The sequence below is a fragment of the Rhodanobacter thiooxydans genome (assembly GCF_030291135.1).
Lineage (GTDB): Bacteria > Pseudomonadota > Gammaproteobacteria > Xanthomonadales > Rhodanobacteraceae > Rhodanobacter > Rhodanobacter thiooxydans_A.
This window is the reverse complement of the sequence record NZ_CP127409.1, coordinates 1,712,294-1,738,124: the sequence shown is the minus strand read 5'-3', so window position 1 is coordinate 1,738,124 and position 25,831 is coordinate 1,712,294. Positions and strand designations below refer to the sequence as shown.

Here is a 25,831-nt window from a genome sequence, read left to right as displayed (position 1 = left end):
GCTACAACGACGCCGCATACAGCCTTGTATGGAGAGGGGAACCATGGTCAAGTTCACGAGCAGTTTGCCGATCGTCATCATGCTGGCCGCTGCCGCCGGCCTGGCTGTATCGCAGCCGGCCAGTGCGGCCCAGTCGCGCGGACACGGCGACAGCCTGCTGATCCACCGCGTGCAGCAGGAAAAGGACATGAACCTGCCCAAGCGTGGGCTGAGCATGGCCCAGGTCGAGAAGACCTGGGGCGCGCCGCAGCGCAAGCTCTCGCCGCGCGGCGGCGACAGCAAGAAGCACCCGCAGATCAACCGCTGGGAATACGCGAACTTCATCGTGTACTTCGAACACAGCCACGTGATCCACGCGGTGCTCAACACGCCGGCCGGCAACAATACCAACCCGGCGGACGTCAACTGAATCAATGACACGAACGACGCGGCCCGTGGTGACACGGGCCGCGTTCTCATGTGTGCGGTTCCCGCGTCGTACAATGTGCGGCCCTTCCCCGCATGAGGCCGCCAGCATGACCGACCACTCCCTGCGCCTGCCGGCGGAATGGGAACCGCAGGCCGCGGTGCTGATCGCGTGGCCGCACACCGGTACCGACTGGGCTGAACGGCTGGTCGCGGTGGAAACCACCTACGTGGCGCTGGCCGTCGCGGTGACCCGGTTCCAGCCGCTGATCATCGTGGTCGCGGATGTTGCACTGCGCGCGCACGTGCAGTCGCAATTGCGCGACGCCCGCGTGGATCTCGCCAGGATCCGCTTCGTCGAGCTGCCCTACGACGACACCTGGCTGCGCGACTCCGGCCCGATCACGCTGCGAGGTGGGGCAGAAGGCTTTCAGCTCACCGACTTCCGCTTCACCGGCTGGGGTGGCAAGTTCGGCGCCGCGCAGGACGACGCGCTGGTCGCCGGGCTGGTGCAGGCCGGCGTGTTCGGCCATGCCGCGCACAGGCGCATCGACTGGGCGCTGGAAGGCGGTGGCATCGAGAGCGACGGCAGCGGCACCATCCTCACCACCTGGCGCTGCCTGGTGCAGCGTCACCCGGAGCAGTCGCGCGAGGAAATGAGCGCGATCCTGCGCGACGGCCTGCACGCCGACCGCGTGCTGTGGCTAGACTACGGCTACCTCGAAGGCGACGACACCGACGCGCACATCGACACCCTCGCCCGCTTCGCCCCCGGCGAGCGCATCGTGTTCCAGGCCTGCGACGATCCCGGCGACCCGCACCACGACGAGCTGCAGCGCATGGCGGCCGAGCTGGCGGCGCTGCGCACAGCCGACGGCCGTCCGTACCAGTTGTATCCGCTGCCGTGGGCGCAGCCAATCGTCGACGAGGGCCGCCGGCTCGCCGCGTCCTACGCGAACTACCTGATCGTCAACGGCGCCGTGCTGGTGCCCGCCTATGGCGACGAGGCCGACGATGACGCCGCGCGCATCATCGGCGCCGCGCACCCGGGCCGGGTCGTGGTGCAGGTGCCATGCCGCCCGCTGATCTGGCAGAACGGCAGCCTGCACTGCATCACCATGCAGCTGCCCGCCGGGCTGGCCTGAGCCGCATCGGCTAAACTGCACGGTCTACGCCTGGCGACACGCCGAGGATTCACGCCGATGACCCGCAAGACCCTCAAGGTCGCGCTGCTGCAGGAAACCGACCGCGGCAGCCGCGACGCCAACCTGGACGCAATCGAAGCCGGCCTGCGCCAAGCGGCGGCGGCCGGCGCCGAACTGGTGCTGCTGCAGGAGCTGCACAACGGCCCGTACTTCTGCCAGCACGAATCGGTGGAGATCTTCGACCAGGCCGAGAGCATTCCCGGCCCGGGCACCGCGCGCATCGGCATGCTGGCCGAGGAGTTGAAGCTGGTCGTCGTCGCCTCGCTGTTCGAGCGCCGCGCCGCCGGCCTGTACCACAACACCGCGGTGGTGTTCGACCGCTCGTCGGCGATCGCCGGCACCTATCGCAAGATGCACATCCCGGACGACCCGGCGTTCTACGAGAAGTTCTACTTCACCCCGGGTGACCTCGGCTTCGAACCGATCGACACGTCGGTCGGCCGCCTCGGCGTGCTGGTGTGCTGGGACCAGTGGTATCCGGAAGCAGCACGCCTGATGGCGCTGGCCGGCGCCGAACTGCTGCTCTACCCCACCGCGATCGGCTGGGACCCGAACGACGGCCAGGCCGAAAAGGACCGCCAGCGCGATGCGTGGACCACCGTGCAGCGTGGCCACGCCGTGGCCAACGGCCTGCCGCTGCTGTCGTGCAACCGCACCGGCTTCGAGGCCGATCCTTCGGGCGTGGGCGCCGGTATCCAGTTCTGGGGGTCGAGTTTTGTCGCCGGCCCGCAGGGCGAGTTGCTGGCCCAGGCTGGCACCGACGCGCACGAACTGCTGCTGGTCGAGGTCGACCTGGCGCGCAGCGAGCACGTGCGGCGGATCTGGCCGTTCCTGCGCGACCGGCGCATCGACGCGTACGCCGACCTGCTCAAGCGCTTCCGTGACTGAAGCCCCGCTCCGTTGCTTGTTCTGCATGGCCGTCGTCCCCATGCTTGGACTCTCCACGACGACTGGCCTGCTGATCGCATGAGTGTTCCCGAAACCGAAACCACCGCGCTGCCTGCCGCCCTGCAGGGTCAGCCGATCGAGCGCGTGCGGCGCGACGGCGTGGAATACGTGGTGCTGGGTACTGCGCACGTCTCGCGCAGCAGCATGGAAGCGGTCGACGCCTTGCTGGCCAGCGAACACTTCGACGCCGTGGCGGTGGAGCTGTGCGACAGCCGCGCGCAGAGCATGCGCGACCCGGAAGCGTTCAAGCAGATGGACCTGTTCAAGGTGATCCGCCAGGGCAAGGCCGGCATGGTCGCCGCCAGCCTGGTGCTGTCCACGTTCCAGAAACGCCTGGCCGACCAGTCCGGCATCCAGCCCGGCGCCGAGATGAAGGCGGCGATGGACGGTGCCGAACAGCGTGGCCTGCCACTGTGGCTGATCGACCGCGAAGTCGGCACCACGCTCAAGCGCGCCTGGCGTAGCGTGGGTTTCTGGCAGCGCTTCGGCCTGCTCGGCGGGCTGCTGGCCAGTGTGTTCGACCGCGAGGACATCGAACAGGGCGAGATCGAGAAGCTGAAACAGGGCGACCTGCTGGAAAGTGCGTTCAGCGAATTCGCCAGCAGCTCGAAGCCGCTCTACGACAGCCTGATCGGCGAGCGTGATGCGTTCATGGCCGCGCGCCTGCGCGAGGAATCCGGTCGCTCCGCCGGGGTGGAAAACCGCCGCGTGCTGGTGGTGATCGGCGCCGGCCACCTCAAGGGCCTGTGCACCTTGCTGCGCGAACAGCAGGACGATCCTGCCGCCAAGGTCGCCGAGCTTGCCGTCTCACCGCCGAAGGCACGCTGGCCGAAATGGGTGGCCGCCGGGCTGGTACTGCTGGTGTTCGCCGCGATCGCCTGGGCGTTCCATCGCAACGCGTCGCTGGGCACGCAGGCGCTGATGGCCTGGGTGTTGTTCACTGGCGGTTTCGCCGCACTGGGCGCACTGGTCGCCGGCGGCCATCCGCTCAGCGTCGTCGCTGCCTTCATCGCCGCACCGATCAAGCCGTTCCGCCCCGGCATCCCCGCCGGCGGCATCAGCGCGATGGCCGAAGCCTGGGCGCGCCGCCCGCGGGTGGTCGACTTCGACACCTTGCGCGACGACATCGTGCACTGGAGCGGCTGGTGGAAGAACCGCGTGGCGCGCACCCTGCTCAACTTCTTCCTGGTCAGCGTGGGCACCATCATCGGCGAGTACAGCGCCGGCATCCACATCTTCAAGAGCCTGTTCTGACCCGGTCACCGAGGCGGCACATGCTACGATGCGCCCGCCCGCAGCTTGCCGCGGACACCGCGCCCGGATGGCGAAACTGGTAGACGCAAGGGACTTAAAATCCCTCGGCCGCAAGGCCATGCGGGTTCGAGCCCCGCTCCGGGCACCAATAAAATCAACAACTTACCGCCTTACCTTGTTTGATCTGCTCTGACCGTGGGACACTCACGGGACACAACAGCCAGCAAGGGTCAATCATGGCCACTATTGTTCGACGCGTGGGACACGATGGGACAACGAGCTATCAGGCTCGTGTGCGTGTGCGTGGTGAACGTCCCCGTAGCCGCACGTTCAAGCGCAAGACCGACGCGGTAGCCTGGGCGGCCAAAGCCGAGAGCGATATGGGCCACGGTTCCTATGTGCCGACCACGGCCGACCGCCGCCGCACGCTTGGCGAGCTGATCGAAAAATTCACCACGGAATATCTCCCCGTGAAGCCCAACGCCAAAGACGGCGGGAAGGTCGCCGCCATGCTGCAGTGGTGGAAGGATCAAGCGGGCTTTGTGACGCTGGACAAACTCACGCCGCAGACGGTCGCCAGCTACCGCGCAGAGCTGTCCGCCAAGCCGTCCGCGCGTGGTGGTGGCGTGCTGTCGGGCGCTACGGTAAACCGCTATCTGGCCGCCCTGTCTGCCGTCTGTAAGTGGGCGTGGAAAGAGCTTGGATGGTTGCCTTCTAACCCGGTGTTGGCGATCACGAAGCGCAGCGAAGGCGCGGGCGTGGTGCGCTTCCTGTCTGACGAGGAGCGCAAATCCCTGTTGACCGCCTGCCGCGCGAGCGACGACCCAAACATCTATTGCGCCGTGATGCTGGCGCTGGCCACCGGCGCGCGTCGAGGAAATATCTTTCCGCTGCGCTGGGAAGACGTCGACCTTGAGCGCATGACGTTGCTATTCCGTGACACGAAGAACGGGCAGCCGCGGCGCGTGCCAGTGGTCGGGCCTGCGGTCGCCGCGATCCGCCAGCAGTGGGAAAGCGACCCGACGCAAACCGGCTGGGTGTTCAAGGGCCGCAGTGATGATGCCCCGGCCAACCTTGATAAACCGTGGGCGAAGGTGCGCACGGCTGCCGGGCTGGTGGACTTCCGCTTCCACGACCTGCGCCACACGACCGCCTCCTATTTGACGATGAACGGCGCGAGCCTGGCAGAGGTCGCCGAGGCGCTAGGCCACCGAACGCTGGTTATGGCGCGTCGTTACTCGCACATGACCGGGGACCACACACGCAGCGTACTGGAACGCATGGCCGGCAATTTCTTGGGGGACGACGAATGACCTTCGCATTGAAAGCCAGATTCTCGGGCATCGTCGTCGCCAGACTCGCCCAATGGCTTGCCGACCAGCCGGACAACGATGCGAAGCGCGATATCTTCGATCAGATCGAAGCGGCCAAGCGCGACCCGGCACACTTCCCTGCGCTGCGGATTAAATGGGCCTACTACCAGTTGCGCGAAATCGCCCCCGGTATTATCGAGCGCGAGCCCGCCAGCGATCTGCGCGACGATCTGCGCGACACGTGGGCTTTCCTGAGTGCGGAAATACTCAAGGCCTCGCCGGACTGGGTCGAAGCTGCCCGCCACTTAGACACCTTCCATGCGCACATGAAACACGCGGTTCACTTTGACGATGCGCGCGCCGTCATCGACACCGGCGCACGCGTGCGCAAGCCCCTAAAACGCGCCAATGACGATCGAAAGCGTGTGTCAGTGGACAACCAGAACGAGTGGCAACGTCTGGCCGAGGAAAAGTGGGCGCAGCCCCAGCACGCGGGCAAAAGCGCGCGCGCCATCGCTCAACTGATAGCGCCTCTGATCGACGAAAAGGTCGACACCGTGCGCAAGAAGATCAGCAAGCCCGCGCAGTAGCTTCAGAAAGTTGTCATAGCCGGGCGCGCTGACAACACAGCCCCGCCGACCATCTCCCTACCGACCAGCAATGGTCAACAACGGGAGATGGTAATGAATCGCAACCTAAAGTCGGTGACCCAGTTCGCCGCAGAATCACCCTTCACCGAGGCGCAAGTGCGCTGGTGGATCTTCAACGCCGCAACCAACGGCCTGCAGTCCGCTGTGGTGCGCATCGGCCGCCGCGTGTATATCGACGTCGACGCCTTCAGCGCATGGGTCGACGCGCAGCAGGTCGCGGCATGAACGCGCAGTCGTTCGACCTCGCCCCGCCCGATGCCGTGGTTACTCCCGGCCTGATCGAAGCCGCCGAACGTGGCGAACCTGGCGCCGACGCGCGCGCATTGCGCCATTGTGACGCGTGGCTCGCTTCCGGCCAGCCGCTACCGCCTGCCCTGCGCGACTGGATGTACCGGCGCGCGTGGGCGATCGTGGGTAACGCGATGATTGTGGAGGTCGGCCCATGATCACTCGCAATTTCCAAGCCATAACGGAAGCGCTGGACGTCTGCGCGCCGCTCATGGATTCCGACGGTGGCGTCTACCGAAACCACTACGCCGAGGTGCAAGGCTGGACGATTATTGTCGACTGCCATGCACCGGACGCGCCCGATGCTGCAGATGTATGGATAGCCGTCTATTTGATCATGGGCCTGACGCGCATTGCCGCTGATCGTGAATCCTTGAACCTGCTTCGACTGTGGCTCACGCCGGGCTATGGCGGCCAGACCACCGCGCAACTGATCGCCCGCAGCATGGCCTGGTACGCATCCATGCGGGGCAACAGGTTGACGGTGCTCTCTGTGCTGGGGGAACTTGCCGACGACGTGGAAGCTGACGCAGAAGGCCGACCGGACGCCGACGAGCTGCTGGCGGAACTGGCCGAGGTGCGCGCCGAGCTGGCCGACCTGCGCGCCGAGCGGATGCAGCCCACGTTATCCACGTTCGACTGGGTGAAAAACCCGAGCGCAGCCATGCGTGAGTTTGCGCGCGCGGTGGCGTCGCTGGTTCGCCTGTATCCGATGCGCTGTATCGCGCCGCTGGACTCGCCGGAAAAGGTAGCAGCGGCGCGCGCATCTATCGCCCGGACGGTGAAGCCGTGAGCCGCCGGCCCGATCCCGAAACGTGGCCCCGGCAATCGCCAGCATTCCACGCGGCAAAGCGTGCCGTGTACGCAATCGCCGGATTGACGAAGGCCACTTCGACGTTAACAACGAGACGCCCGTCACTGGACGAAACCTATCGGCTGATCGAGCGAGTCGACGGACTGCTGCGCGCGCTGGAGGTCTTGACCCTCCCCGAGGAAGTCGAGGCCGCGCCAGTGACCGCGGCAACCATCGCTGCGGAAGTGACCGGGCACGGCAGGGCTATGGCCGCGATCACGTCGGGCTGGCGCTCATGCGTCCCTGACCTGGCCACGTTGTCCGGCGCGCGTCGTCTGTCCACCGCTCTCTGCCGATCCATTGCCGCGCTTGAAGTGATCGAGCGCCAGCACGACACCGAGGAAACCCCCGATGAACAATCTTGAATACGCCGCGCAGCTGGCCGCGGCTGGGTGGCGCGTCCATCCCTTGCGACCCGGTAGCAAGCTGCCGATGTTGCCGGGCTGGCAGAACGCCGCAACCAATGACGCCGCGACGGTCGCCGCGTGGTGGACAGAAACACCGGCCGCGGGGATTGGCATTGCCACCGGTGCGCCGGTGATCGTCCTGGACGTCGACACCAACGGCAAGCCGGGCGCGGAATCACTCGCCGCACTGATCGCCGAGCATGGCCCGCTGCCGCAGACGCTGACCGCGCGCACCGCATCCGGTGGGTTTCACTATTATTTTTCGACGTCCGAACCGATCCGCAACAGCGCCGACAAGGTAGGCAAAGCGCTGGACGTCCGCGGCGCTGGTGGCTACGTCGTCGCACCGCCGACCGTGGTCGACGGCTGCGCGTATCAGTGGGCTGATTTGTCCCCGATCGCACCGGCGCCCGCTTGGCTTATTGCTGCTGCGCTGGCGCCGGTCGCTGATCGCCCCGCAACGTCGACCACGATCGAGCCGACGCCCGAGCTACTCGCCGACCTGGCCGACGCGCTCACGGTGCTGGACGCGGACAGCCGGGACCAATGGATTGCCGCTGGGGCTGCGCTGCGATCGCTTGGCGAAGCTGGGCGGGAATTGTGGGTCTCATGGAGTGCGACAAGCGACAAGCACAACGCCGACACCGACCCGGATACGTTCGAGACGATCGGCCACGACTCCACCGGCCCGGCCGCAATTTTTGCAGCTGCAGCCCGCAACGGCTGGCAAAATCCGGCAGCCATGCGCCGCGCGTCTGAGCTGTTCGGCCACCAGCCGCTGCCAATCAATGCACCCACCGGGCCGACGTTGCAAGCGGTGCAGATTGCCGACGTCATGGGCGCGACCGTAGCGCCGCCGCAATTCATCGTTAACCCGCTGATCCCTGCCGGCCATCTGACCCTGTTCGGTTCGCACGGCGGCAGCGGTAAAAGCATCCTTGCGCTGGCCATCGGTGCGCACGTTGCGGCCGGTCAACCTTGGGCCGGGCTCACGGTGCAGCATCGCCCGGTGCTGTTCGTGTCGCTGGAGGATGCCGCGGAGATCGTGCGGTATCGACTGCGCAAAATTATCGAGGGCTACCAGTTGGACGCCGCGGCGGTGCTGGCCGGGCTGACGATTCTGGACGGTAGCGCTGGGCTGTCCGCGCTGATGACGGAACATGCCGCGTTCGGCGTGCGCTCGCTGGTGCCGACGGCGACGCTTGGCGAACTGCGCGCCGCGGTGGGCGGTGCCGGCCTCATCATCCTGGACAATGCATCGGATGCCTACGACGGCCCCGAGAATGATCGGCGGCAAGTGCGGACCTTCATTCGTGAGCTGGCCGGACTGGGGCGCGCAAACGATGCCGGCGTGATGCTGCTGGCTCACATCGACAAGGCCGCGGCGCGGTTCGGCTCACAGGGCAATAGTTACAGCGGTTCGAGCGCTTGGCACAACTCGGCGCGCTCACGGCTGGCGCTGGTCGACACGCGCATCGGCAAAGAGCTGGTGCAGGAAAAGCTCAATCTAGGTGCAAAGGCCGCGCCGATCCGGCTCGCGTGGACACCTTCCGGCGTGCTGATCCCCGATCGCGCGGAGTACATCGACGGCGCGGCCGGATCGGATGCCGACGCGGTGCTGGCGGCGATCGTGGCCGCAGTGGCCGATGGCGTGAACGTCCCCGCGGCGCGAAGCGGCCCGGCGACGACGCAACGGGTACTGGAAAACCTGCCCGACCTGCCGGCATCACTGCGCGGCGCGCGTGGGCGCGAGGACTTCTGGGCGGCAATTACCGACCTGCAGCGCAGCGGTCGGATTGTGGTCGAGGAATATCTAAACGACTCACGCCATCGACGGGAGAAATTTAGCGTTGCGCCAGTGCGCCAGTTAGCGCCAGTTGTAGAACTAGCGCAAACCAGCGAATTAGCGCCGGCAACGCGCGCCAGTGCGCCAGTTCCGGGTGCAGGGGTACAAGGGGAATGAGAGCCGCAAATAACCAGCGCATTGCCGTCCCTGATTTAGCGGAGCGCATCGCCGATTGCCTTGCAACTCTGGAAGCTACAGCGCGCGCATCGACCATCCCCATCACTGGCGATGGCCGAGTGAGTGAACCCGCCGCCGCTGAATTGGTGGGGCTGGCGGCCGGCACGTTGCGCAACTTGCGCGCCGGTTCCTGCCCGCTGGCGTTCTACAAAGTCGCCGGCCGCGTGACCTATCGACTGGCCGACCTGGCCGAGTTCATCGAGCGCCAGCGCGCCGACGTGTGAAGTCGTTGCACGGAACCGCACGCAAACGCATCGAAGCGCACGCAGCGACATAGGCAGCCCGGAGACGACTCGGCACGCTGTCCCTAACGACAGGACCGAGACGGCCCCCATGCTGAAACTACTTCACGCCAAGTTACTCGACGCCTCTGCTGCTGCCGGCACTTTCACCGGCTACGCGGCAACATTCGGGCCGCAGCCCGATCGACAAGGCGACGTAATCTCCCCGCACGCTTTCGACGACACGTTGGCCACCTGGGCCGCGCGCGGCATGAACGTGCCACTGCTGGCCGACCATGATCCGTTGCAGCCCCTTGGCGCCATCACGGCGGCCGAGGTCGACGCGGTGGGCTTGAGCGTTACCGGAAGGATTGCCGTCGATACCGAGGCCGGCCAGCGCGCGTATGCACTCGCACGCATCGGAGGTCTCTCGATGTCTGTGCAATTCACAGCCAACGCCGCGGACATACGCAACGTGGGCGGCGTGCAAGTGATCGACGCGCTGGACCTGATCGAAGTTTCGCTGGTGGCCGTCCCTGCGAATCCCGACGCGCGCCTAAGCGGCATCAAGGCGTTCGCCGATATGCAGAGCCCCACCGATTTTGAACGTGCGATCCGTCGCGCGCTCGACCTGACACAGCGGCAAGCCAAACAGGCCACCGCTGCAGCATGGCCACTATTGCGCCGCGATGGCGCGATAGAGATTGAACGCCGCGAGGGTGTTTCGGCCGACGTCACAAAACGCGCCGTGGCAATTCTGCTGCGCAGCGCATCCCGACTCTGAAAAGGAATACCCCGATGGAAAACCAAGACGTCATCCTCGCCGCGATCAATGAGCACAGCGAGAAATTCACCAAAGCGCAGCACGCCCTGAGCGCGCAGCAGAGCGAAGCCGCGGAGCGCCTGGCCGGTATCGAGCAGGAAGTCGCAGCCTTGAAGGGCCGCGGCGCGTACACCGGCAACATCGACGCGGCACCGTCCGTGTCCGGTGAGTTCATCAAGTCGGCGCAGATGCAGGCCATGCGCGACGGTGCGCCCGGCACTGGCCGCGTGACGCTCAAGACCGGCGGCATCAAGACGCTGACCAAAGCCATCAACAACGCCGGCGTCGGTCAGTCGTCGGGCAATCAGGATTACAACGTCCAGCCGAACCGCGACGTCAGCAATCTCTGGAATCAGCCGCAGCGGCGCTTGTCGCTGATCGACGCGTTGCGCGTGCTGCCGGTGAGTGCAGCCGCGTTCGAGTACATGCAGCTGACCGGCTTCACCAATGCGGCCGCGGTGCAATCGAAGGAAGGCGACACGAAAGCCGAGCAGACCGTTGCCACGACGATCGTCACCAGCCAGATTGCGACTGTCGCCGCGTTCGTACGCTCCAGTTTGCAGGTGACTGAAGACGCGCCGCAGCTCGCCTATCAGCTGGATAACCTGCTGGGCTATGGCTGCATGGCGAAGCTGGAAAACCTGCTGATCAATGGCGCCGGCAATGCGACCGATCGCATCAAGGGCTTGCTTGCCTACGCGACCGCGGCCACCACCAGCGCCACCGCACCCGCGGACATGATCGGCGAAGCACTGGACGAACTGGACAGCAATGGCTGGCAGGCATCCGTGATTGTGCTGTCGCCGAGCGACTGGGGTTCGATTCAGCGCGAACGTTCCACCACGAACGGTCAGTACGTCCTGGGCAGCGCACGCAACCCGGCGCCCCCGTCGCTCTGGTCCGTCCCCGTAGTCACCAGCCCGTCGCTTGCTGCTGGCACTGCGCTGGTACTCGACGGCTCGCAGCTGGCGCTGCTGGATCGTCAAGAAGTAAGCGTGATGAGCAGCCGTGAGGACGGTACGAACTTCACCACGAACATGGTCACCACGCTCGCCGAGTTGCGCGCCGGTCTGGCCGTCTTCAGTCCCGGTGCGGTGCTCAAGGTGGCGCTGGTGCCGACCACGTAACAGACAAGCGCAGTAAGCGGTGTCCGGTGCGCAGATCCTCATTGGCCGGCCCGACGCGCACAGCTGGCGGTGGTGCGATGACAAACAACACCAGCAGCATGGTAGGGCCTAGTTCTCCCGAGACATGCAACCCAAGCCCCCGGCCGCCGCGAACGGTGCGGGGGCAACCTACCCAACGCGACCCGATGCACGCGCTGCAGCTACAGGCCCCCGGAGGGCGGAGTCAAACCTCCCGATCATCGCACCGGGGACCGCGTCGGCAGCCAGATTCACGCGTCCGCAAAACAGGAATTGACCGATGGCCCGCCCGCGAACTGCATCGAACATCCTAGAGCTACGCGGCAGCTTCCAGCATGATCCGAGCCGCCGCAGGTCAGATCCGCTATCGGAACCGCTGGGTTCAGCGCCGAAACGTGGCGGAAACTGGACGTTCAAGAAAGCGTGGGACTACATCGCCAGCACCGCGCCCGCCGGCACTCTGCAGAAGCGCGACCGGGTATATCTGGAAGTGGCCGCCGAGCTATATGTGCTGTTCAAGACGGAAGGCGCCGCCAAGATGCCGCCAGCGCTCCTGGCACGCATGGAAATGATGCTCTCGAAGCTGGGCTTATCCCCGGCAGACGCCAGCCGCGTCAGCGCCGCACCACCGAAGCCAGAACGCGGCGACTTCGACTGAAGGCACGCACCTACGCACCAGCACGCCGCGCCAAGCTATCCCCGTCCCGCGAGTCTGGCCCGAGCCGACCAGCGTCAGGTGGAACCGATGACCGGGACGCTTGTTATCATCCCTTGGCGCTGCAACGGCGCAAAACAGGGGGATACGATGAAAAGGATTGTTGCTGCTGCACTCGCGGTGTTGATACTCGCGGGGTGCTCGATCGAATCGAAGTACAGCGAACCACTTGGGAAGCTCCGCAACATGATGCGCGACCCGGACACTGTGCAGCTTCGCGGCCTTCGCGAATCGGTGTACCAAGGGGACACGTATCTGTGCGGCGAGGTCAACGCCAAGAACGCCTATGGTGCGTACGTCGGGTACGAAAGATTCGTTTCCGACAAGTACGGATATGACATTCATCTCGATAGGCCGGACGACAAGCTATTCCGTCCGAAGTGGAACACCTTCTGTGGCGATTAGATCTGACACCAACGCCACCGTTGCGGGTGGCGTTTTTCTTGGGAGCTACTGCGCCTTGGACGTGAACCTGATCGCTTCGCCTTCAACGACAACGTGCCGATCATTCAGCCGTTGATCGTTGCGGACAATCACGGCATCCGCGCCAATCTCCGCACCTGCAGCCTGCAGTTGCGGAATGGCATCGCTCACTGTCGGATCAGTCCAGCCGGGCTTGTACCGCTTGGCGGAGACGATGCCGATCGACTCATAGGCCCGCTGCGGCGGGGAATAGAGGATCTGAACGCGGCTGGCGTTCGTAGCTGCGTAAGGTGTGGCGAGGTTACTGTGCGCCTGGTACGTGCTGCACCCAGCGAGCGCACCGATAACCGCGAAGCCTGCAAGAATCTTCATCCGTGTTCCCCTGAATTTCCCCAGCGTTCGAGGCTACTCCGGCCGAAGTCGCCGCGCTAGGTTGCAGCGATCGACGCGCCACCCTCAACGGGAACCCGTGGGACACTGGCGGGACACGGAAGCTGAGAATCGCCAGCAATCAGCAACGGTAGTCAACAGATAACCCATTGAAGCTAAACGCCTTCAACTGTCGGCAACAACCACCCCCTGCGACTTAAAATCCCTCACCATCACGGGTATCCCGGTTCGATCCCGGGTCCGGGCACGCCACCTCATCCATCAAATTGCGTCGCCCACAAAAAAAGTGCGGCGGACAAGCCACCGCACTTTCGATTGCGGGTGTCGGTGAACCGACGATATCAGGCCGCCGCGTCCTTCAGCTTCTTCAGCGGGCGGATCTTGACCTTGACCGACGCCGGCTTGGCCGCGAACCACTGCTCTTCCTTGGTGAACGGGTTGATACCCTTGCGCTTCGGCTTGGCCGGCACGCTCACCGCGGTGATCTTCAGCAGGCCAGGCAGCTGGAACGAGCCGGCGCCCTTCTTGTGCACCGAACCGGCCACCGCGCCTTCCAGCGCTGCCAGCACGGCACGCACGTCCTTGGCCACCACACCGCTGGCATCGGCGATGTGCGCCACCAGGCTGGACTTGTTCAGGACTTCCTTGATCGGCTTGGGTGCGGCGGGTGCGGCCTTGGATGCCGGCTTGCTCTTTGCAGCTGCTTTCTGCGTCTTTGCCATGGGTTTCCCCTCGTGGATATATGGTGATTGGTTCGTATGCCTCGCGGCACGCTGAATGTAGGGGAATTCGGCGATGACGCCAACGGGTCGAACGCCAAAAACCGCAAAAAAAGCGCTGCAGCGACGCGATCGACGGTCCGGCTGCCTGCCGCAAGTGCAAAATGGCTGCGCCACCACGGCAAGTTGCCGCGAGCAGCGTTTGTCCACGAAGCACGGGCAAACGAAAACCCACCGTTCGTGGCGCCTGTCTTGCGGCACAAAAAAACCCGCCGAGGGCGGGTTTCCAGCGGCTGCATGACAACCGGTTGCGCAATGGAGGCCAAGGTCGGAATCGAACCGGCGTACGCGGATTTGCAGTCCGCTGCATGACCACTCTGCCACCTGGCCATTGCTTGGTGCATCGCGACCATGATGATCGCAAGTTGCCTCTAAAAAACAAAACCCCGGTGAGCCGAGGTTCTGCTTGAAAACTGGAGCGGGAAACGAGACTCGAACTCGCGACCCCGACCTTGGCAAGGTCGTGCTCTACCAACTGAGCTATTCCCGCATCGGAGCCGCGAATCATAGCAGAACGGAGTTGCTTGTGAATAGCCTCGACAGCGGTTTTCGGTACGGAATGCGGGAGAAGCGCCGATACGACGAAGCCCCGGGCGGGCCGGGGCTTCGTGTGCAAACTGGAGCGGGAAACGAGACTCGAACTCGCGACCCCGACCTTGGCAAGGTCGTGCTCTACCAACTGAGCTATTCCCGCATTGGAGCCGCGCATTCTAATACGTGAATGCGGATCGTCAAGCCTGCGTCGCCTCGTCGTGGCCCCGCGCTCAGCTATGGCTTTTGCCCGACACCACGTCGGCGCTCAGGATCGGCCACGCCGCGCGCAGGTAATGCAGGCCCGACCAGATCGTGAGTACGCCGGCGATCACCAGCAACGCCTCGCCGATGTGGTACAGCCGCAGCGCCTCGGCGGCCTTCTCGTGCTGCACGATCAGCACCACCAGCGCGACCATCTGCATCACCGTCTTCAGCTTGCCGATGAAGGCCACCTTGACGGTGGCGCGCATGCCGATCTCGGCCATCCACTCACGCAACGCCGACACGCTGATCTCGCGCCCCACGATCACCGCCGCGGTCACCGCCATCAGGATGCCCGGCCAGCCGCCGCGATGCGACTCGACCAGCAGGAACAGCGTCACCGCCACCATCAGCTTGTCGGCGACCGGGTCGAGGAACGCGCCGAAGGCCGAGGTGAGATTCATCCGCCGCGCCAGATAACCGTCGAGCCAGTCGGTGACCGCCGCCAGCACGAACACGATCGCCGCGGTGATGTTGTGCCCCGGGAACGGCAGGTAGAAAACCACCACCATGACCGGCAACAGCGCAACGCGAAAGAGGGTCAGCCAGGTCGGCAGGTTGATGTGCATGATTCGCCCCGATGATTTGTTGCAGTTTCGCATGCCCGCGCGCTACTGCCGAGTGAAGGCGTGCGCCGATGTTCAGCCATGCAGGCTGGCGTAGATGCGCTCGGCCAGGCCGCGATCGATGCCTTTCACCTGCATCAGTTCCTCGACACCGGCGCGTTCCAGGCCCTGCATGCCGCCGAACGCCTTCAGCAGGGCGGAACGCCGACGTGCGCCGATGCCCGGCACATCCTCCAGCACACTGCGTTCGCGCGCCTTCTCGCGCCGCTTGCGATGGCCGCTGATGGCGAAGCGGTGCGCCTCGTCACGCACCGCCGCGACCAGGTGCAAGGCCGGCGACGATGAGCCCGGGTGCAACTCGCGCCCGGGATGTCCTGCCTCGATCCGCGCCAGCACCAGGGTTTCCTCGCCGGCGCGCCGGCCCGGGCCTTTCGCCACGCCCACCACCTCGATGCCGTCGACGCCAAGTTCCCGCAGCACCTCCAGCGCCTGCGCCACCTGCCCGCCGCCGCCATCGATCAGCAGCACGTCCGGGCGTGCGCCCTCGCCTTCGGCGACCTTGCGGAAGCGCCGGGTCAGCGCCTGATGCATCGCCGCGTAGTCGTCGCCGGGGGTGATGCCGGTGATGTTGAAGCGGCGGTAGTGCGATTTCTCCGGCCCTTCCGGGCCGAACACCACGCACGAGGCCACGGTCAGTTCGCCCATGGTGTGGCTGATGTCGAAGCACTCGATGCGACGGGGCGACTCGTCCAGCCCCAGCACCTTCTGCAGGTCGTCGAAACGCGTGCCCAGGGTCTGCCGGCTGGCCAGTCGCGCGGTCAGCGAGGCCTGCGCATTGCGTTCGGCCATCTGCAGGAACTGCGCACGCTCGCCGCGCACACTGGATTTCAGCTCCACCGCGTGGCCGGCCTGCTGGGCCAGCAGTTCGGCCAGGATCTGCTGGTCGGCCAACGTCTCGCCCAGGATCAGCTCGCGCGGCACCGGCCGATCCAGGTAGTACTGCGCGATGAACTGCGCCAGCACATCGGCCGGCTCGGCATCCAGCGGCAGGCGCGGGAAGAAGTCGCGCGTGCCCAGGCTGATGCCGTCGCGGAAGAACAGCACGCTGACGCAGGCCATGCCCGCCTCGATGCGGCAGGCGAGCACGTCCATGTCGGCACTGGCCCCCTGCACGTGGTGCTGCGCCTGCAGCTGGCGCAGCGCGGCCACCTGGTCGCGCAGCTTCGCCGCGCGCTCGAATTGCAGTGACTTGCTGGCCTGTTCCATCGCCTCGGCCAGCTCGTCGATCACCGCGTTGCTGCGCCCTTCCAGGAACATCTCGGCATGGCGCACGTCGTTGCGGTAGTCCTCCACGCTGATCAGCCCCACGCACGGCGCGCTGCAGCGGCCGATCTGGTACAGCAGGCACGGCCGCGTGCGGTTGCGGAAGTAGCTGTCCTCGCACTGGCGCACCTTGAACAGCTTCTGCATCAGGTTGAGGCTCTCGCGCACCGCGTAGACGCTCGGGTACGGCCCGAAGTAGCGCCCGGGCAGGTTCTTCGCACCGCGGTGGAAGGCCAGCCGCGGGTAGTCTTCGCCGGTGGAAAGATAGATGTACGGGTAGCTCTTGTCGTCGCGCAGCAGGATGTTGTAGCGCGGCTTCAGCGACTTGATCAGCTGCGATTCCAGCAGCAGCGCCTCGCCCTCGGTGCGCGTCACGGTGATCTCGACGCGGGCGATCTGCGCCACCATCGCGGCGATGCGCGGCTCCATCCGCGGTTTCAGGAAATAGCTGCCGACGCGCTTTTTGAGGTTGCCCGCCTTGCCCACGTAGAGCAGCTCGCCGGCCGCGTCGAAATGGCGGTAGACGCCGGGCGAGGTGGTAAGCGTGCGGACGAAGGCCTTGCCGTCAAAGGGGAGCGGTTGCGTGGACTGCATGGGGTCATTCTAGCGGCGATGACCCATACAAATGGTGGCTCAGTGCTGCGTGCGCAACCACTGTTCCGCGCGCAGCAGGTCCGCTTCGGTGTCGATGCCAGGCGGGAACGGCTCCGGGGTCAGCCGCACCGCGATCGCATGGCCGTGCTCCAGCACGCGCAGTTGTTCCAGCGATTCGGTCTGCTCCAGCGGCGTGCGCGGCAGGCGGCTGTAGCGGTCGAGGAAACCGGCGCGGTAGGCGTAGATGCCGATATGCCGCAGGAACGGCGAGCCGGACGGCAGCGCGTGGCGGTCGATGGCGAACGCATCGCGCGCCCACGGCAGCGGCGCGCGGCTGAAGTACAGCGCGCGGCCATTGGCAGCGCGCACCAGCTTCACCACGTTCGGGTCGAACAGTTCCTCGGCGTCGATGATCGGCGTGGCCAGGGTCGCCATCGGCGCGTCGTCGCCGGCCAGCGCCTGCGCCACCGCACGGATGCCGGCGGCCGGCGCGAACGGTTCGTCGCCCTGCAGGTTCACCACGATGCTGTCGTCGGCCCAGCGATAGTGCCGTGCGCACTCGGCCAGGCGGTCGCTGCCCGAGGCGTGGTCGCTGCGGGTCATGCAGATGTCCACGCCGCGCTGGCCGGCCAGCGCGGCGGCAATGCGTTCATCGTCGACCGCCACCACCACCTGGCTGGCGCCGGCCTGCAGTGCACGTTGTGCCACCCGCACCACCATTGGCACGCCGTCGATCTCGCGCAGCGGCTTGGCCGGAAGCCGGGTCGAGCCGTAGCGGGCGGGAATGGCGACGATGAATGGAGGCACGATGTCGGACATGGTAGTCCCGGTCAGTGAGTGGGATGTCAGGCCACGGCCTGCAAGGCGAAACCGCAGCCGTTGGCCAGCTCCAGAAAGCCGGGGAAGGACGTGGCGACATGGCTGCAGTCATCGATGCGCACCGGTCCGGCAGCGACCAGGCCAGCCACCGCGAAACTCATCGCGATGCGATGGTCCAGATGGCTCTCCACCGTGCCGCCACCCAGCCGGCCACCGTGGATGATCGCACCGTCCGGCGTTTCCTCGATCGCCGCGCCGAGTACGCGCAGGCCAGTGGCCATGCTGGCGATGCGATCGGATTCCTTCACCCGCAACTCGGCCGCGCCGCGGATGACCGTGGTGCCGCTGGCCACCGCGGCGGCGATGAACAGCGCGGGAAATTCGTCGATCATGTCCGGCACCAGCGCCTCGGGCAGCTCGACGCCATGCAACGGCGCGTGGCGCACCACCAGGTCGCCGACCGGCTCGCCGCCGGCCTCGCGCTCCTGTTCGATCGTGATGTCCGCACCCATCAGACGCAACGCCTGCAACAGGCCGGTGCGGCGCGGATTGAGGCCCACCGCCGGCAGGTGCAGTTGCGAACCCGGCACGATGCTGGCGGCGACCAAGAAGAACGCCGCCGAGGAAAAGTCGGCCGGCACCTCGACGTCGGTGGCACGCAGCGCGTGATGGCCCGACAGTTTCGCCCGGCCCGGCGCGAACGCGATCGGCCAGCCGAACGCGGCCAGCATGCGCTCGGTGTAGTCGCGGGTCGGATGCGGCTCGATGATCTCGGTGTCGCCCGCCGCATACAGGCCAGCCAGCAGCAGCGCGGACTTCACCTGCGCGCTGGCCACCGGCAGTTGGTAGCGAATACCCTGCAACGGCTGGCCGCCGTGCACGTGCAACGGCGGCAGGCCATCATGTGTGTCGATATGCGCACCCATCAGCGCCAGCGGCCCGGTCACCCGGCGCATCGGCCGCTTCGACAGCGAGGCGTCGCCGACCAGGGTGCTGTCGAACGCCTGCCCGGCCAGCAAGCCGGTCAGCAGGCGCATGCCGGTACCGGCGTTGCCGCAATCCAGCGCTTGCGTCGTGCCGCGCAGGCCGTGCAGACCCGTGCCGTGCACCACGCGTTCGCCGGGCGACGGCGTGTCGATGCGCACGCCGAGCTGCGCCAGCACGGCGGCGGTGGCGCGGGTGTCCTCGCCTTCGAGGAAGCCGCGGATGCGCGAGTCGCCGTCGGCGATCGCCGCCAGCATCAGCGCGCGGTGCGACACCGACTTGTCACCGGGCACGCGCACGTTGCCATGCAGCGGGCCGTTCGACCGGCTGCTCCAGTCCAGGCGACCGCTCAAGGCAGGGCCACCGGGTAGGAACCGAGCACACGGACGGTCGCCGCCGATGCGCCGATGTCCTGCACCGCCGCCTGCAGCGCGGGGTCGTCGATGTGGCCGGAAACGTCGATGAAGAACGCGTACTGCCACTTGCCGGTATGCGCCGGCCGCGACTCGATGCGATTCAGGCTGATGCCGTGCCTGGCGAACGGACTGAGCACGTCGTACAGCGCGCCGGGCTTGTCGTTCACCGTGACCAGCAACGAGGTGCGGTCGTTGCCCGAGGGCGGGAACAGCGTGCGGCCGATCACTAGGAAGCGCGTGGTGTTGTCGGCGCGGTCCTCGATGCCCTGGGCCACGGTCTTCAGCCGGTAGACCTTGCCTGCGCTCTCGCCTGCGATCGCCGCGACATCGTCGGTATGCAGCGCCAGCCGTGCGGCCTCGGCATTGCTCGACACCGCGATGCATTCGACTTCGGGAAGGTTGATGCGCAGCCAGGTCTTGCACTGCTGCAGCGACTGCGCGTGAGCGTAGATGCGGCGCACGTCTTCCAGCCTGCCGCTGCGCGAATGCAGGCACTGGTGCACGCGCAACTCGACTTCGCCGCAGATGGTGGCCTCGGAGGTGAGGAACATGTCCAGGGTGACCTGGATCATGCCCTGGCCGGAATTCTCCACCGGAACCACGCCGAAATCGGCATGCCCGGCGGCGACCTCCTGGAACACCTCCTCGATGCTGCCCAGCGGCAGCCCGTAGGCGGCATGACCGAAATGCTTGCGCACGGCCTGTTCGCTGAAGGTGCCTTCCGGCCCCAGGAAGCCGATCTTCAACGGATCCTCCTGGGCGAGGCAGGACGACATGATCTCGCGAAACAGGCGCACCATCTCGACATCGGACAATGGCCCCTGGTTGCGGTCCACCACCATGCGCAGCACGTGAGCCTCGCGCTCGGGGCGGTAATAGTCGATCGCGGAGAGCCCCTCCCCTTTCACCTTCGCCACCGTTCGCGCATGGTTGGCGCGCTCGGAAATTAGCTGCTGGATCTTCCGGTCGATGCTGTCGATGCGTTCGCGCATCTCGCTCAACGGGGTCTTGGGGTCGGTCATGCGTTCAGCCGCCTGGATGGATGGAAGTCCAAATGATGAAGCGGCATCTTGCCTGAAAATTCCGCTTTGGTGCGCTCAACCATGACGCTGCATGAAATCCCGCATGAATGCGTTGAGCACCTCGACCGCCTCCAGCGGCACCGCGTTGTACAGCGAGGCGCGCATGCCGCCGAGCGCCTTGTGGCCCTTCAGCGCAAGCAGGCCGGCCGCCTCGGATTCCTGCAGGAAGGCTGCATCCAGCGCAGCGTCGTGCAGGGTGAAACGCACGTTCATGCGCGAGCGCGCGGACGGCTCGATCGGGTTGCGGTAGTAGCCGCCGGAGCCGTCGATGGCCCGGTACAGCAGTTCGGCCTTGGCCCGGTTGCACGCGGCCATCACGCCCAGCCCGCCCTGTTCCTTGAGCCACTGGAAGGTCAGCCCGGCCACGTACCAGCCCCAGGTGTTCGGCGTGTTGAGCATCGAATCGGCGGCGGCGTGCTCGGCGTAGCGGAAGATCCGTGCCATCGGTCGACCGACCCGCTGCAGCAGGTCACGGCGGATGATCATCAGCACCAGGCCGGACGGGCCGATGTTCTTCTGCGCGCCGGCATAGATCAGCCCGAAGCGGCTCACCTCCAGCGGTTCGGACAGGATGTTCGAGGACAGGTCCGCCACCAGCGGCACCGTGCCGCCGACGTCGGGAATGGCGTGGAACTCGACGCCATGGATGGTCTCGTTCGGCGTGTAATGCACGTAGGCGGCGTTCGGGTCGAGCTGCCAGCTGTCGCGCGGCGGCAGCTTCAGGTAATCGTCTGCTTCGCCGCTGGCCGCCACGTTCACCCGCACGTAGGGTTTGGCCTCGCTGACTGCCTTCGCACTCCAGTGGCCACTGACGACGTAGTCGGCGCTGTCGCCCTCGCCAGCCAGGTTCATCGGGATTTGCGCGAAGTGCTGGGTGGCGCCGCCCTGCAGGAACAGCACGGCGTAGTCGGCCGGGATCTGCATCAACTCGCGCAGGTCGGCCTCGGCCTGGGCGGCCATCGCGATGAAGCGCTTGCCGCGGTGGGACTGCTCCATCACCGAAGCGCCGCTGCCGTTCCAGTCCAGCATCTCGCGCTGGGCGCGTTCGAGTACCGCCAGCGGCAGCGCCGCCGGGCCGGCGCTGAAATTCCAGACTCTGCTCACGTGCGCCTGCGTCCTGTCGGGGGTGTCCCGCGCATTATGGCGCGGCGCAGCATGGCGCGGTCAACCCTCAGAACCGGATCAGCAGCACCAGTGCGATGCCCAGTGCCAGCACGGCCGCGGTGACGATCAGCCACCACACCTCGCCGCTCGGGCCGGCAGTGTCTTCCGGCAGCTGTTGCGGCAGCGGCTCGGCCATCACGATTTCCGGCTCCGGCTCCATCCCCGGGCCGTCGACCACGTAGCGGTGCATCGCCACGCCGATCTGGTCGCCAGGCTGCAATGCCAGCTTCTGCACCGCCACGCCGTTGACCCGCAGCGGGTGGCGTTCGCACGACTGGGTGGTTTCCAGCCACAGCTGGCCACCCTCCCAGAAGATCCGCAGCGCCACGATGTCGCCCTGCGGCAGTTCCAGCGGGCAGTCGCCGTGCGGGCCGAACGTCAGGCTGTCCTGCAACGGCAGTACCCGTCCGGACAGCGGGCCGGCCACGGCACGCAAGGCTACCGTGCAGCGACCCTGCTCGGGTACGTTCAGCGGCGGGCGCCGGGCCAGGTCCTCGTCGGCACGCAGCAACAAGCGGCAGTCGCCCACGCTGACCACGTCGCCGGCACGCAGCAAGGCACGTTCGCGCACCGGCCGCGCGTTGACGTGGATGCGCTCGGCCGACGGCAGCACCTGCAGCACCCAGCCACGGCGATCCTGCTGAATGCGCAGGTGCTGCGCCCCTGCCTGGTCGGCGGCCAGCACGAGGTCATTGTCGGACGCGCTGCCGATGCGCAACTGCGCCTGCGTCCAATGGAAATCCTCACGGGCCGCATGGGGGAATTCGATACGCATGGATCAACCGGTTGATGGACCACGAAACTCTAGCATGCGGCCGCAAGGCATTAAGATGCTGCCTTTGGCCTGGAACCCGTCATGCCCAGAATCGATATCCGTCGCCCGCATCAATTGTCGATCGCCGAGGCCCGCGCCGTGGTCGACCAGGTGGCCGCCCGCATGCACGAGAAATTCGGCATGGATGGACGCTGGCAGGACGACACCCTGCTGTTTTCCCGGTCCGGCGTCAGCGGCTCGATCGCCGTGGGTGGCGACGCGATCCAGGTCAAGGCCGAGCTGGGTCTGCTGCTGGCGCCGCTGAAGGGCATGATCGAACAGGAGATCCGGCGCAAACTGGACGAGCATTTCGCCTGATTCCCGCCGGCCCGGGCTGGCGTTGATGATTCTTTAACCATGCACGCATCCGTGGCATAATCGATGGCTTACGCAGCCATGACGGCTGTGCGTGAACCCCGGAACACATGGCCAAAGACGACGTCATCGAAATGGAAGGCACGGTCCAGGAGACCCTGCCGAACACCATGTTTCGTGTGCAATTGGAGAACGGGCACGTGATCATCGCCCACATTTCCGGCCGCATGCGCAAGCACTACATCCGCATCCTTACCGGCGACAAGGTCAAGATCGAAATGACCCCGTACGACCTGAGCAAGGGACGCATCACGTACCGTATGAAGTAAGCGCGGCGGCGGCGGCTTCCACGCCCACGCGGCGACGGTGCCAGACATGACAAAGGCGGCGCAATGCGCCGCCTTTGCTTTGCCCGGCGTTTGGCTTATTCGACCACGGCTGGCAGCTTCTCAGCCGCCTTGCAGTCGACCTTCAGCTGGCCATCGGCCACGCTCAGGTGAGCCACGCCGCCCTCGGCCAGCTTGCCGAACAACAGTTCGTCGGCCAGCGCGCGCTTCACTTTTTCCTGGATCACCCGCGCCATCGGCCGTGCACCCATCTGCGGGTCGAAGCCGTGCTCGGCCAGCCAGCGGCGGGCATCCGCGTCCACGTCCAGGCTCACCCGCTTCTCGGTCAGCTGGCTTTCCAGCTCGATCAGGAACTTGTCGACCACGCGCAGGATGTGCTCGAAGTCGAGCGCGGCGAACTGGATGACCGCGTCCAGCCGGTTGCGGAACTCCGGCGTGAAGATGCGGCGGATCACTTCCATAGCGTCCGACTCGTGCTTCTGCTCGACGAAGCCCATGCTGCGCCGTGCGGCGATCGCCGCGCCCGCGTTGGTAGTCATCACCACCACCACATTCTTGAAGTTCGCCTCGCGGCCGTTGGTGTCGGTCAGTACGCCGCGGTCCATCACCTGCAGCAGGATATTGAACACGTCCGGGTGCGCCTTCTCGATCTCGTCCAGCAGCAGCACCGCATGCGGATGCTTGGTCACCGCCTCGGTCAGCAGGCCGCCCTGGTCGAAACCGACGTAGCCCGGGGGCGCACCGACCAGCCGCGACACGGAATGGCCTTCCATGTATTCGGACATGTCGAAGCGGATCATCTCGATGCCCAGCTGCATCGCCAGCTGCTTGGTCACTTCGGTCTTGCCCACGCCAGTGGGCCCGGCCAGCAGGAAGCAGCCGATCGGCTTGGACGGGTCAGCCAGACCCGAGCGGGCCATCTTGATCGACGCGGCCAGCGCCTCGATCGCCGGGTCCTGCCCGAACACCACCATCTTCAGGTTGCGCTCGAGGTTGCGCAGCACGTCGCGATCGGACGCGGACACCTGCTTGGCCGGGATGCGCGCCATCTTCGCCACGATGTACTCGACCTCGCCCACGTCGACCTTGCCGGTGCGCTGGTCCTCCGGCAGCAGTCGCTGGCGGGCGCCGGCCTCGTCGATCACGTCAATCGCCTTGTCCGGCAGCAGCCGGTCGGGAATGTGCTTGACCGACAGATCCACCGCCGCCTTCAGCGCTTCGTTGGTGTACGCCACGTGGTGGTGTTCCTCGAAGCGCGAGCGCAGGCCCTTGAGGATCTCGATGCTGTCGGCCACGGTCGGCTCGACCACGTCGATCTTCTGGAAGCGGCGCGCCAGCGCGCGGTCCTTCTCGAACACACCGCGGTATTCCTGGAACGTGGTCGAACCGATGCAGCGCAGCTCGCCGGAAGCGAGCATCGGCTTGATCAGGTTCGACGCGTCCATGGTGCCGCCCGACGCCGAACCGGCACCGATGATGGTGTGGATCTCGTCGATGAACAGGATCGCGCCGGGCTGCTTCTTCAGCTGCGCGATCACGCCCTTCAGGCGCTTCTCGAAGTCGCCACGGTACTTGGTGCCGGCCACCAGCGCACCCAGGTCGAGCGACCAGATGGTGGCGTCCTCCAGCACCTCGGGCACCTCGCCGTCGACGATGCGCTTGGCCAGGCCCTCGGCCAGCGCGGTCTTGCCCACGCCGGCCTCGCCCACGTACAGCGGGTTGTTCTTGCGTCGGCGGCACAGCACCTGGATGGTGCGCTCGATCTCGTCAGCGCGACCGATCAGCGGGTCGATCTTGCCTTCCAGCGCCAGCTCGTTGAGGTTGCTGGCGAACTCGTGCAGCGGGTTGCCCTTCGGCTCGCCGCCCTCCTCGCCCTCGCGCTCACCGCCGGACACGCCCGCGGCCGGCTCGTCGCCGATCTTGGCGATGCCGTGCGAGATGTAATTGACCACGTCGAGCCGGGTGATTTCCTGCTGGTGCATGAAATACACCGCGTGCGAATCCTTCTCGCCGAAGATCGCCACCAGCACGTTCGCCCCGGTGACCTCCTTGCGGCCGGAAGATTGCACGTGGTACACGGCGCGCTGCAGCACGCGTTGGAAACCCAGCGTGGGTTGTGTGTCGCGTTCGTCACCGGGCGGCAGCACCGGCACGGTCTCGTTGATGATGCGTTCCAGGTCGGTCGACAGCCGCGGCAGGTCCACCCCGCAGGCACGCAGGGCGCCCAGCGCCGACTGGTTCTCGGTCAGCGCCAGCAGCAGGTGCTCCACCGTCATGAATTCATGGCGCTGTTCGCGGGCCCGCTTGTAGCAATGGCCGATGGTGACTTCCAGATCCTTGCTGAACATTCGGATCGTCTCCGCTTTGCGTGGTGAGCGGCCTTCAACGCCGCAATGAGCACAAAATGGGGTCGCTCAAAGCTTTTCCATAGTGCACAGCAACGGGTGCTGATGGGAACGTGAATATTCGTTGACGTGGGTTACCTTGGTTTCGGCCACTTCGCGGGTAAATACACCGCACACGCCCCGCCCGCGCGTGTGGACGTGCAGCATCACCTGTACCGCCTGCTCCTGGTCCAGGTTGAAGAAAGTGCGCAGTACCTCGACCACGAAGTCCATCGGGGTGAAGTCGTCGTTCAGCAGCAGCACCTGGAACAACGGGGGCCGCGCCACTTCGGGCTTCGCGGTTTCCAGCGCCAGGCCGCGGCCGCTGTCGTGCTCATGTTCGGGTTCGTGGGCCATGGTTGCTTGGGTGTGATCTCTGGTTCGAA

29 protein-coding genes and 4 tRNA genes are annotated in these 25,831 nt (G+C 65.9%); 19 read left to right on the top strand and 14 right to left on the bottom strand.

From position 1 onward, the window contains the following. The first annotated feature begins 43 nt into the window (after positions 1–43). The 17 genes from QQA13_RS07790 (at position 44) to QQA13_RS07710 (ending at position 12,655) form a co-directional block, all read left to right on the top strand. Positions 44–409, top strand: a complete 366-nt coding sequence (locus QQA13_RS07790; protein WP_108473185.1) for a hypothetical protein — start codon at positions 44–46, stop codon at positions 407–409. A 106-nt stretch (positions 410–515) separates the two neighbouring features. Then, entirely contained in the window at positions 516–1,550 is a 1,035-nt protein-coding gene (locus QQA13_RS07785) for an agmatine deiminase family protein (RefSeq protein ID WP_108473184.1), read from the top strand. 57 nt (positions 1,551–1,607) lie between these two features. Then, the gene (locus QQA13_RS07780) at positions 1,608–2,498 is read left to right on the top strand and encodes a carbon-nitrogen hydrolase (RefSeq protein ID WP_108473183.1); all 891 of its coding nucleotides are present in this window, start codon (positions 1,608–1,610) and stop codon (positions 2,496–2,498) included. Between the two features lie 78 nt (positions 2,499–2,576). Continuing rightward, positions 2,577–3,812, top strand: a complete 1,236-nt coding sequence (locus tag QQA13_RS07775; RefSeq protein WP_108473182.1) for a TraB/GumN family protein — start codon at positions 2,577–2,579, stop codon at positions 3,810–3,812. A gap of 61 nt (positions 3,813–3,873) precedes the next feature. Further along, positions 3,874–3,960 (top strand) — tRNA-Leu (locus QQA13_RS07770). A gap of 88 nt (positions 3,961–4,048) precedes the next feature. Beyond that, positions 4,049–5,125, top strand: coding sequence for a tyrosine-type recombinase/integrase (locus QQA13_RS07765; RefSeq protein WP_108473233.1), 1,077 nt, complete (start codon positions 4,049–4,051; stop codon positions 5,123–5,125). Continuing rightward, complete coding sequence (locus QQA13_RS07760; protein ID WP_108473181.1) at positions 5,122–5,715, top strand: hypothetical protein; 594 nt, start codon at positions 5,122–5,124, stop codon at positions 5,713–5,715. The genes QQA13_RS07765 and QQA13_RS07760 overlap by 4 nt, the downstream gene beginning before the upstream one ends. A gap of 93 nt (positions 5,716–5,808) precedes the next feature. Beyond that, positions 5,809–6,000, top strand: coding sequence for a DNA-binding protein (locus QQA13_RS07755; RefSeq protein ID WP_108473180.1), 192 nt, complete (start codon positions 5,809–5,811; stop codon positions 5,998–6,000). Further along, entirely contained in the window at positions 5,997–6,221 is a 225-nt protein-coding gene (locus tag QQA13_RS07750; RefSeq protein ID WP_108473179.1) for a hypothetical protein, read from the top strand. The genes QQA13_RS07755 and QQA13_RS07750 overlap by 4 nt, the downstream gene beginning before the upstream one ends. Then, positions 6,218–6,856, top strand: a complete 639-nt coding sequence (locus QQA13_RS07745) for a hypothetical protein (RefSeq protein ID WP_108473178.1) — start codon at positions 6,218–6,220, stop codon at positions 6,854–6,856. Before QQA13_RS07750 ends, QQA13_RS07745 begins: the two co-directional genes overlap by 4 nt. A gap of 65 nt (positions 6,857–6,921) precedes the next feature. Next, entirely contained in the window at positions 6,922–7,281 is a 360-nt protein-coding gene (locus tag QQA13_RS07740; RefSeq protein ID WP_108473177.1) for a hypothetical protein, read from the top strand. Next, entirely contained in the window at positions 7,268–9,286 is a 2,019-nt protein-coding gene (locus tag QQA13_RS07735; RefSeq protein WP_108473176.1) for a bifunctional DNA primase/polymerase, read from the top strand. Before QQA13_RS07740 ends, QQA13_RS07735 begins: the two co-directional genes overlap by 14 nt. A 119-nt stretch (positions 9,287–9,405) precedes the next feature. Beyond that, a complete protein-coding gene (locus QQA13_RS07730) occupies positions 9,406–9,570 on the top strand; it encodes a hypothetical protein (protein WP_159082237.1) in 165 nt (54 codons plus the stop codon). Positions 9,571–9,679: 109 nt separating this feature from the next. After that, complete coding sequence (locus QQA13_RS07725) at positions 9,680–10,351, top strand: HK97 family phage prohead protease (protein ID WP_108473175.1); 672 nt, start codon at positions 9,680–9,682, stop codon at positions 10,349–10,351. A 14-nt stretch (positions 10,352–10,365) separates the two neighbouring features. Then, positions 10,366–11,517 (top strand): phage major capsid protein, encoded by a 1,152-nt coding sequence (locus QQA13_RS07720; RefSeq protein ID WP_108473174.1) that lies wholly within the window; start codon positions 10,366–10,368, stop codon positions 11,515–11,517. 298 nt (positions 11,518–11,815) lie between these two features. Beyond that, complete coding sequence (locus QQA13_RS07715; RefSeq protein ID WP_108473173.1) at positions 11,816–12,193, top strand: terminase; 378 nt, start codon at positions 11,816–11,818, stop codon at positions 12,191–12,193. An 87-nt stretch (positions 12,194–12,280) separates the two neighbouring features. Beyond that, entirely contained in the window at positions 12,281–12,655 is a 375-nt protein-coding gene (locus QQA13_RS07710; protein ID WP_159082236.1) for a lipoprotein, read from the top strand. A gap of 45 nt (positions 12,656–12,700) precedes the next feature. Here the strand turns inward: QQA13_RS07710 and QQA13_RS07705 are convergent, their stop codons facing one another. The 12 genes from QQA13_RS07705 to QQA13_RS07650 form a co-directional block, all read right to left on the bottom strand. Continuing rightward, on the bottom strand, positions 12,701–13,045 hold the full coding sequence (locus tag QQA13_RS07705; RefSeq protein ID WP_108473171.1) for a hypothetical protein: 345 nt from the start codon (positions 13,043–13,045) through the stop codon (positions 12,701–12,703). Positions 13,046–13,404: 359 nt separating this feature from the next. Continuing rightward, positions 13,405–13,785 (bottom strand): HU family DNA-binding protein, encoded by a 381-nt coding sequence (locus QQA13_RS07700; RefSeq protein WP_108473170.1) that lies wholly within the window; start codon positions 13,783–13,785, stop codon positions 13,405–13,407. 313 nt (positions 13,786–14,098) lie between these two features. Beyond that, positions 14,099–14,172 (bottom strand) — tRNA-Cys (locus QQA13_RS07695). Positions 14,173–14,256: 84 nt separating this feature from the next. Continuing rightward, positions 14,257–14,332 (bottom strand) — tRNA-Gly (locus QQA13_RS07690). Positions 14,333–14,460: 128 nt separating this feature from the next. Beyond that, positions 14,461–14,536: transfer RNA gene (locus QQA13_RS07685), tRNA-Gly, on the bottom strand. A 70-nt stretch (positions 14,537–14,606) separates the two neighbouring features. Continuing rightward, positions 14,607–15,206 carry a CDP-diacylglycerol--glycerol-3-phosphate 3-phosphatidyltransferase gene (gene pgsA, locus QQA13_RS07680; RefSeq protein WP_108472276.1) on the bottom strand — a complete coding sequence of 200 codons (600 nt, stop codon included), beginning with the start codon at positions 15,204–15,206 and terminating at the stop codon, positions 14,607–14,609. Positions 15,207–15,278: 72 nt separating this feature from the next. After that, on the bottom strand, positions 15,279–17,120 hold the full coding sequence (gene uvrC / locus QQA13_RS07675; RefSeq protein WP_108472277.1) for an excinuclease ABC subunit UvrC: 1,842 nt from the start codon (positions 17,118–17,120) through the stop codon (positions 15,279–15,281). Positions 17,121–17,159: 39 nt separating this feature from the next. Next, positions 17,160–17,939, bottom strand: a complete 780-nt coding sequence (gene kdsB / locus QQA13_RS07670; RefSeq protein WP_108472278.1) for a 3-deoxy-manno-octulosonate cytidylyltransferase — start codon at positions 17,937–17,939, stop codon at positions 17,160–17,162. 26 nt (positions 17,940–17,965) lie between these two features. After that, entirely contained in the window at positions 17,966–19,276 is a 1,311-nt protein-coding gene (aroA, locus tag QQA13_RS07665) for a 3-phosphoshikimate 1-carboxyvinyltransferase (RefSeq protein WP_108472279.1), read from the bottom strand. After that, on the bottom strand, positions 19,273–20,361 hold the full coding sequence (gene pheA, locus QQA13_RS07660) for a prephenate dehydratase (RefSeq protein ID WP_108472280.1): 1,089 nt from the start codon (positions 20,359–20,361) through the stop codon (positions 19,273–19,275). The genes aroA and pheA overlap by 4 nt, the downstream gene beginning before the upstream one ends. A gap of 75 nt (positions 20,362–20,436) precedes the next feature. Next, entirely contained in the window at positions 20,437–21,525 is a 1,089-nt protein-coding gene (gene serC / locus QQA13_RS07655) for a 3-phosphoserine/phosphohydroxythreonine transaminase (protein ID WP_108472281.1), read from the bottom strand. 67 nt (positions 21,526–21,592) lie between these two features. Continuing rightward, positions 21,593–22,360, bottom strand: a complete 768-nt coding sequence (locus QQA13_RS07650) for an FHA domain-containing protein (RefSeq protein WP_108472282.1) — start codon at positions 22,358–22,360, stop codon at positions 21,593–21,595. An 81-nt stretch (positions 22,361–22,441) separates the two neighbouring features. On the opposite strand from QQA13_RS07650, the gene QQA13_RS07645 reads away from it, so the two are divergent. After that, on the top strand, positions 22,442–22,717 hold the full coding sequence (locus QQA13_RS07645) for a polyhydroxyalkanoic acid system family protein (protein WP_108472283.1): 276 nt from the start codon (positions 22,442–22,444) through the stop codon (positions 22,715–22,717). Between the two features lie 107 nt (positions 22,718–22,824). Next, positions 22,825–23,043 carry a translation initiation factor IF-1 gene (gene infA / locus QQA13_RS07640; RefSeq protein WP_007508585.1) on the top strand — a complete coding sequence of 73 codons (219 nt, stop codon included), beginning with the start codon at positions 22,825–22,827 and terminating at the stop codon, positions 23,041–23,043. A 95-nt stretch (positions 23,044–23,138) separates the two neighbouring features. Here the strand turns inward: infA and clpA are convergent, their stop codons facing one another. After that, entirely contained in the window at positions 23,139–25,409 is a 2,271-nt protein-coding gene (gene clpA, locus QQA13_RS07635) for an ATP-dependent Clp protease ATP-binding subunit ClpA (protein WP_108472284.1), read from the bottom strand. A gap of 66 nt (positions 25,410–25,475) precedes the next feature. After that, positions 25,476–25,802 carry an ATP-dependent Clp protease adapter ClpS gene (clpS, locus tag QQA13_RS07630; protein ID WP_027483968.1) on the bottom strand — a complete coding sequence of 109 codons (327 nt, stop codon included), beginning with the start codon at positions 25,800–25,802 and terminating at the stop codon, positions 25,476–25,478. Between the last annotated feature and the right edge of the window lie 29 nt (positions 25,803–25,831).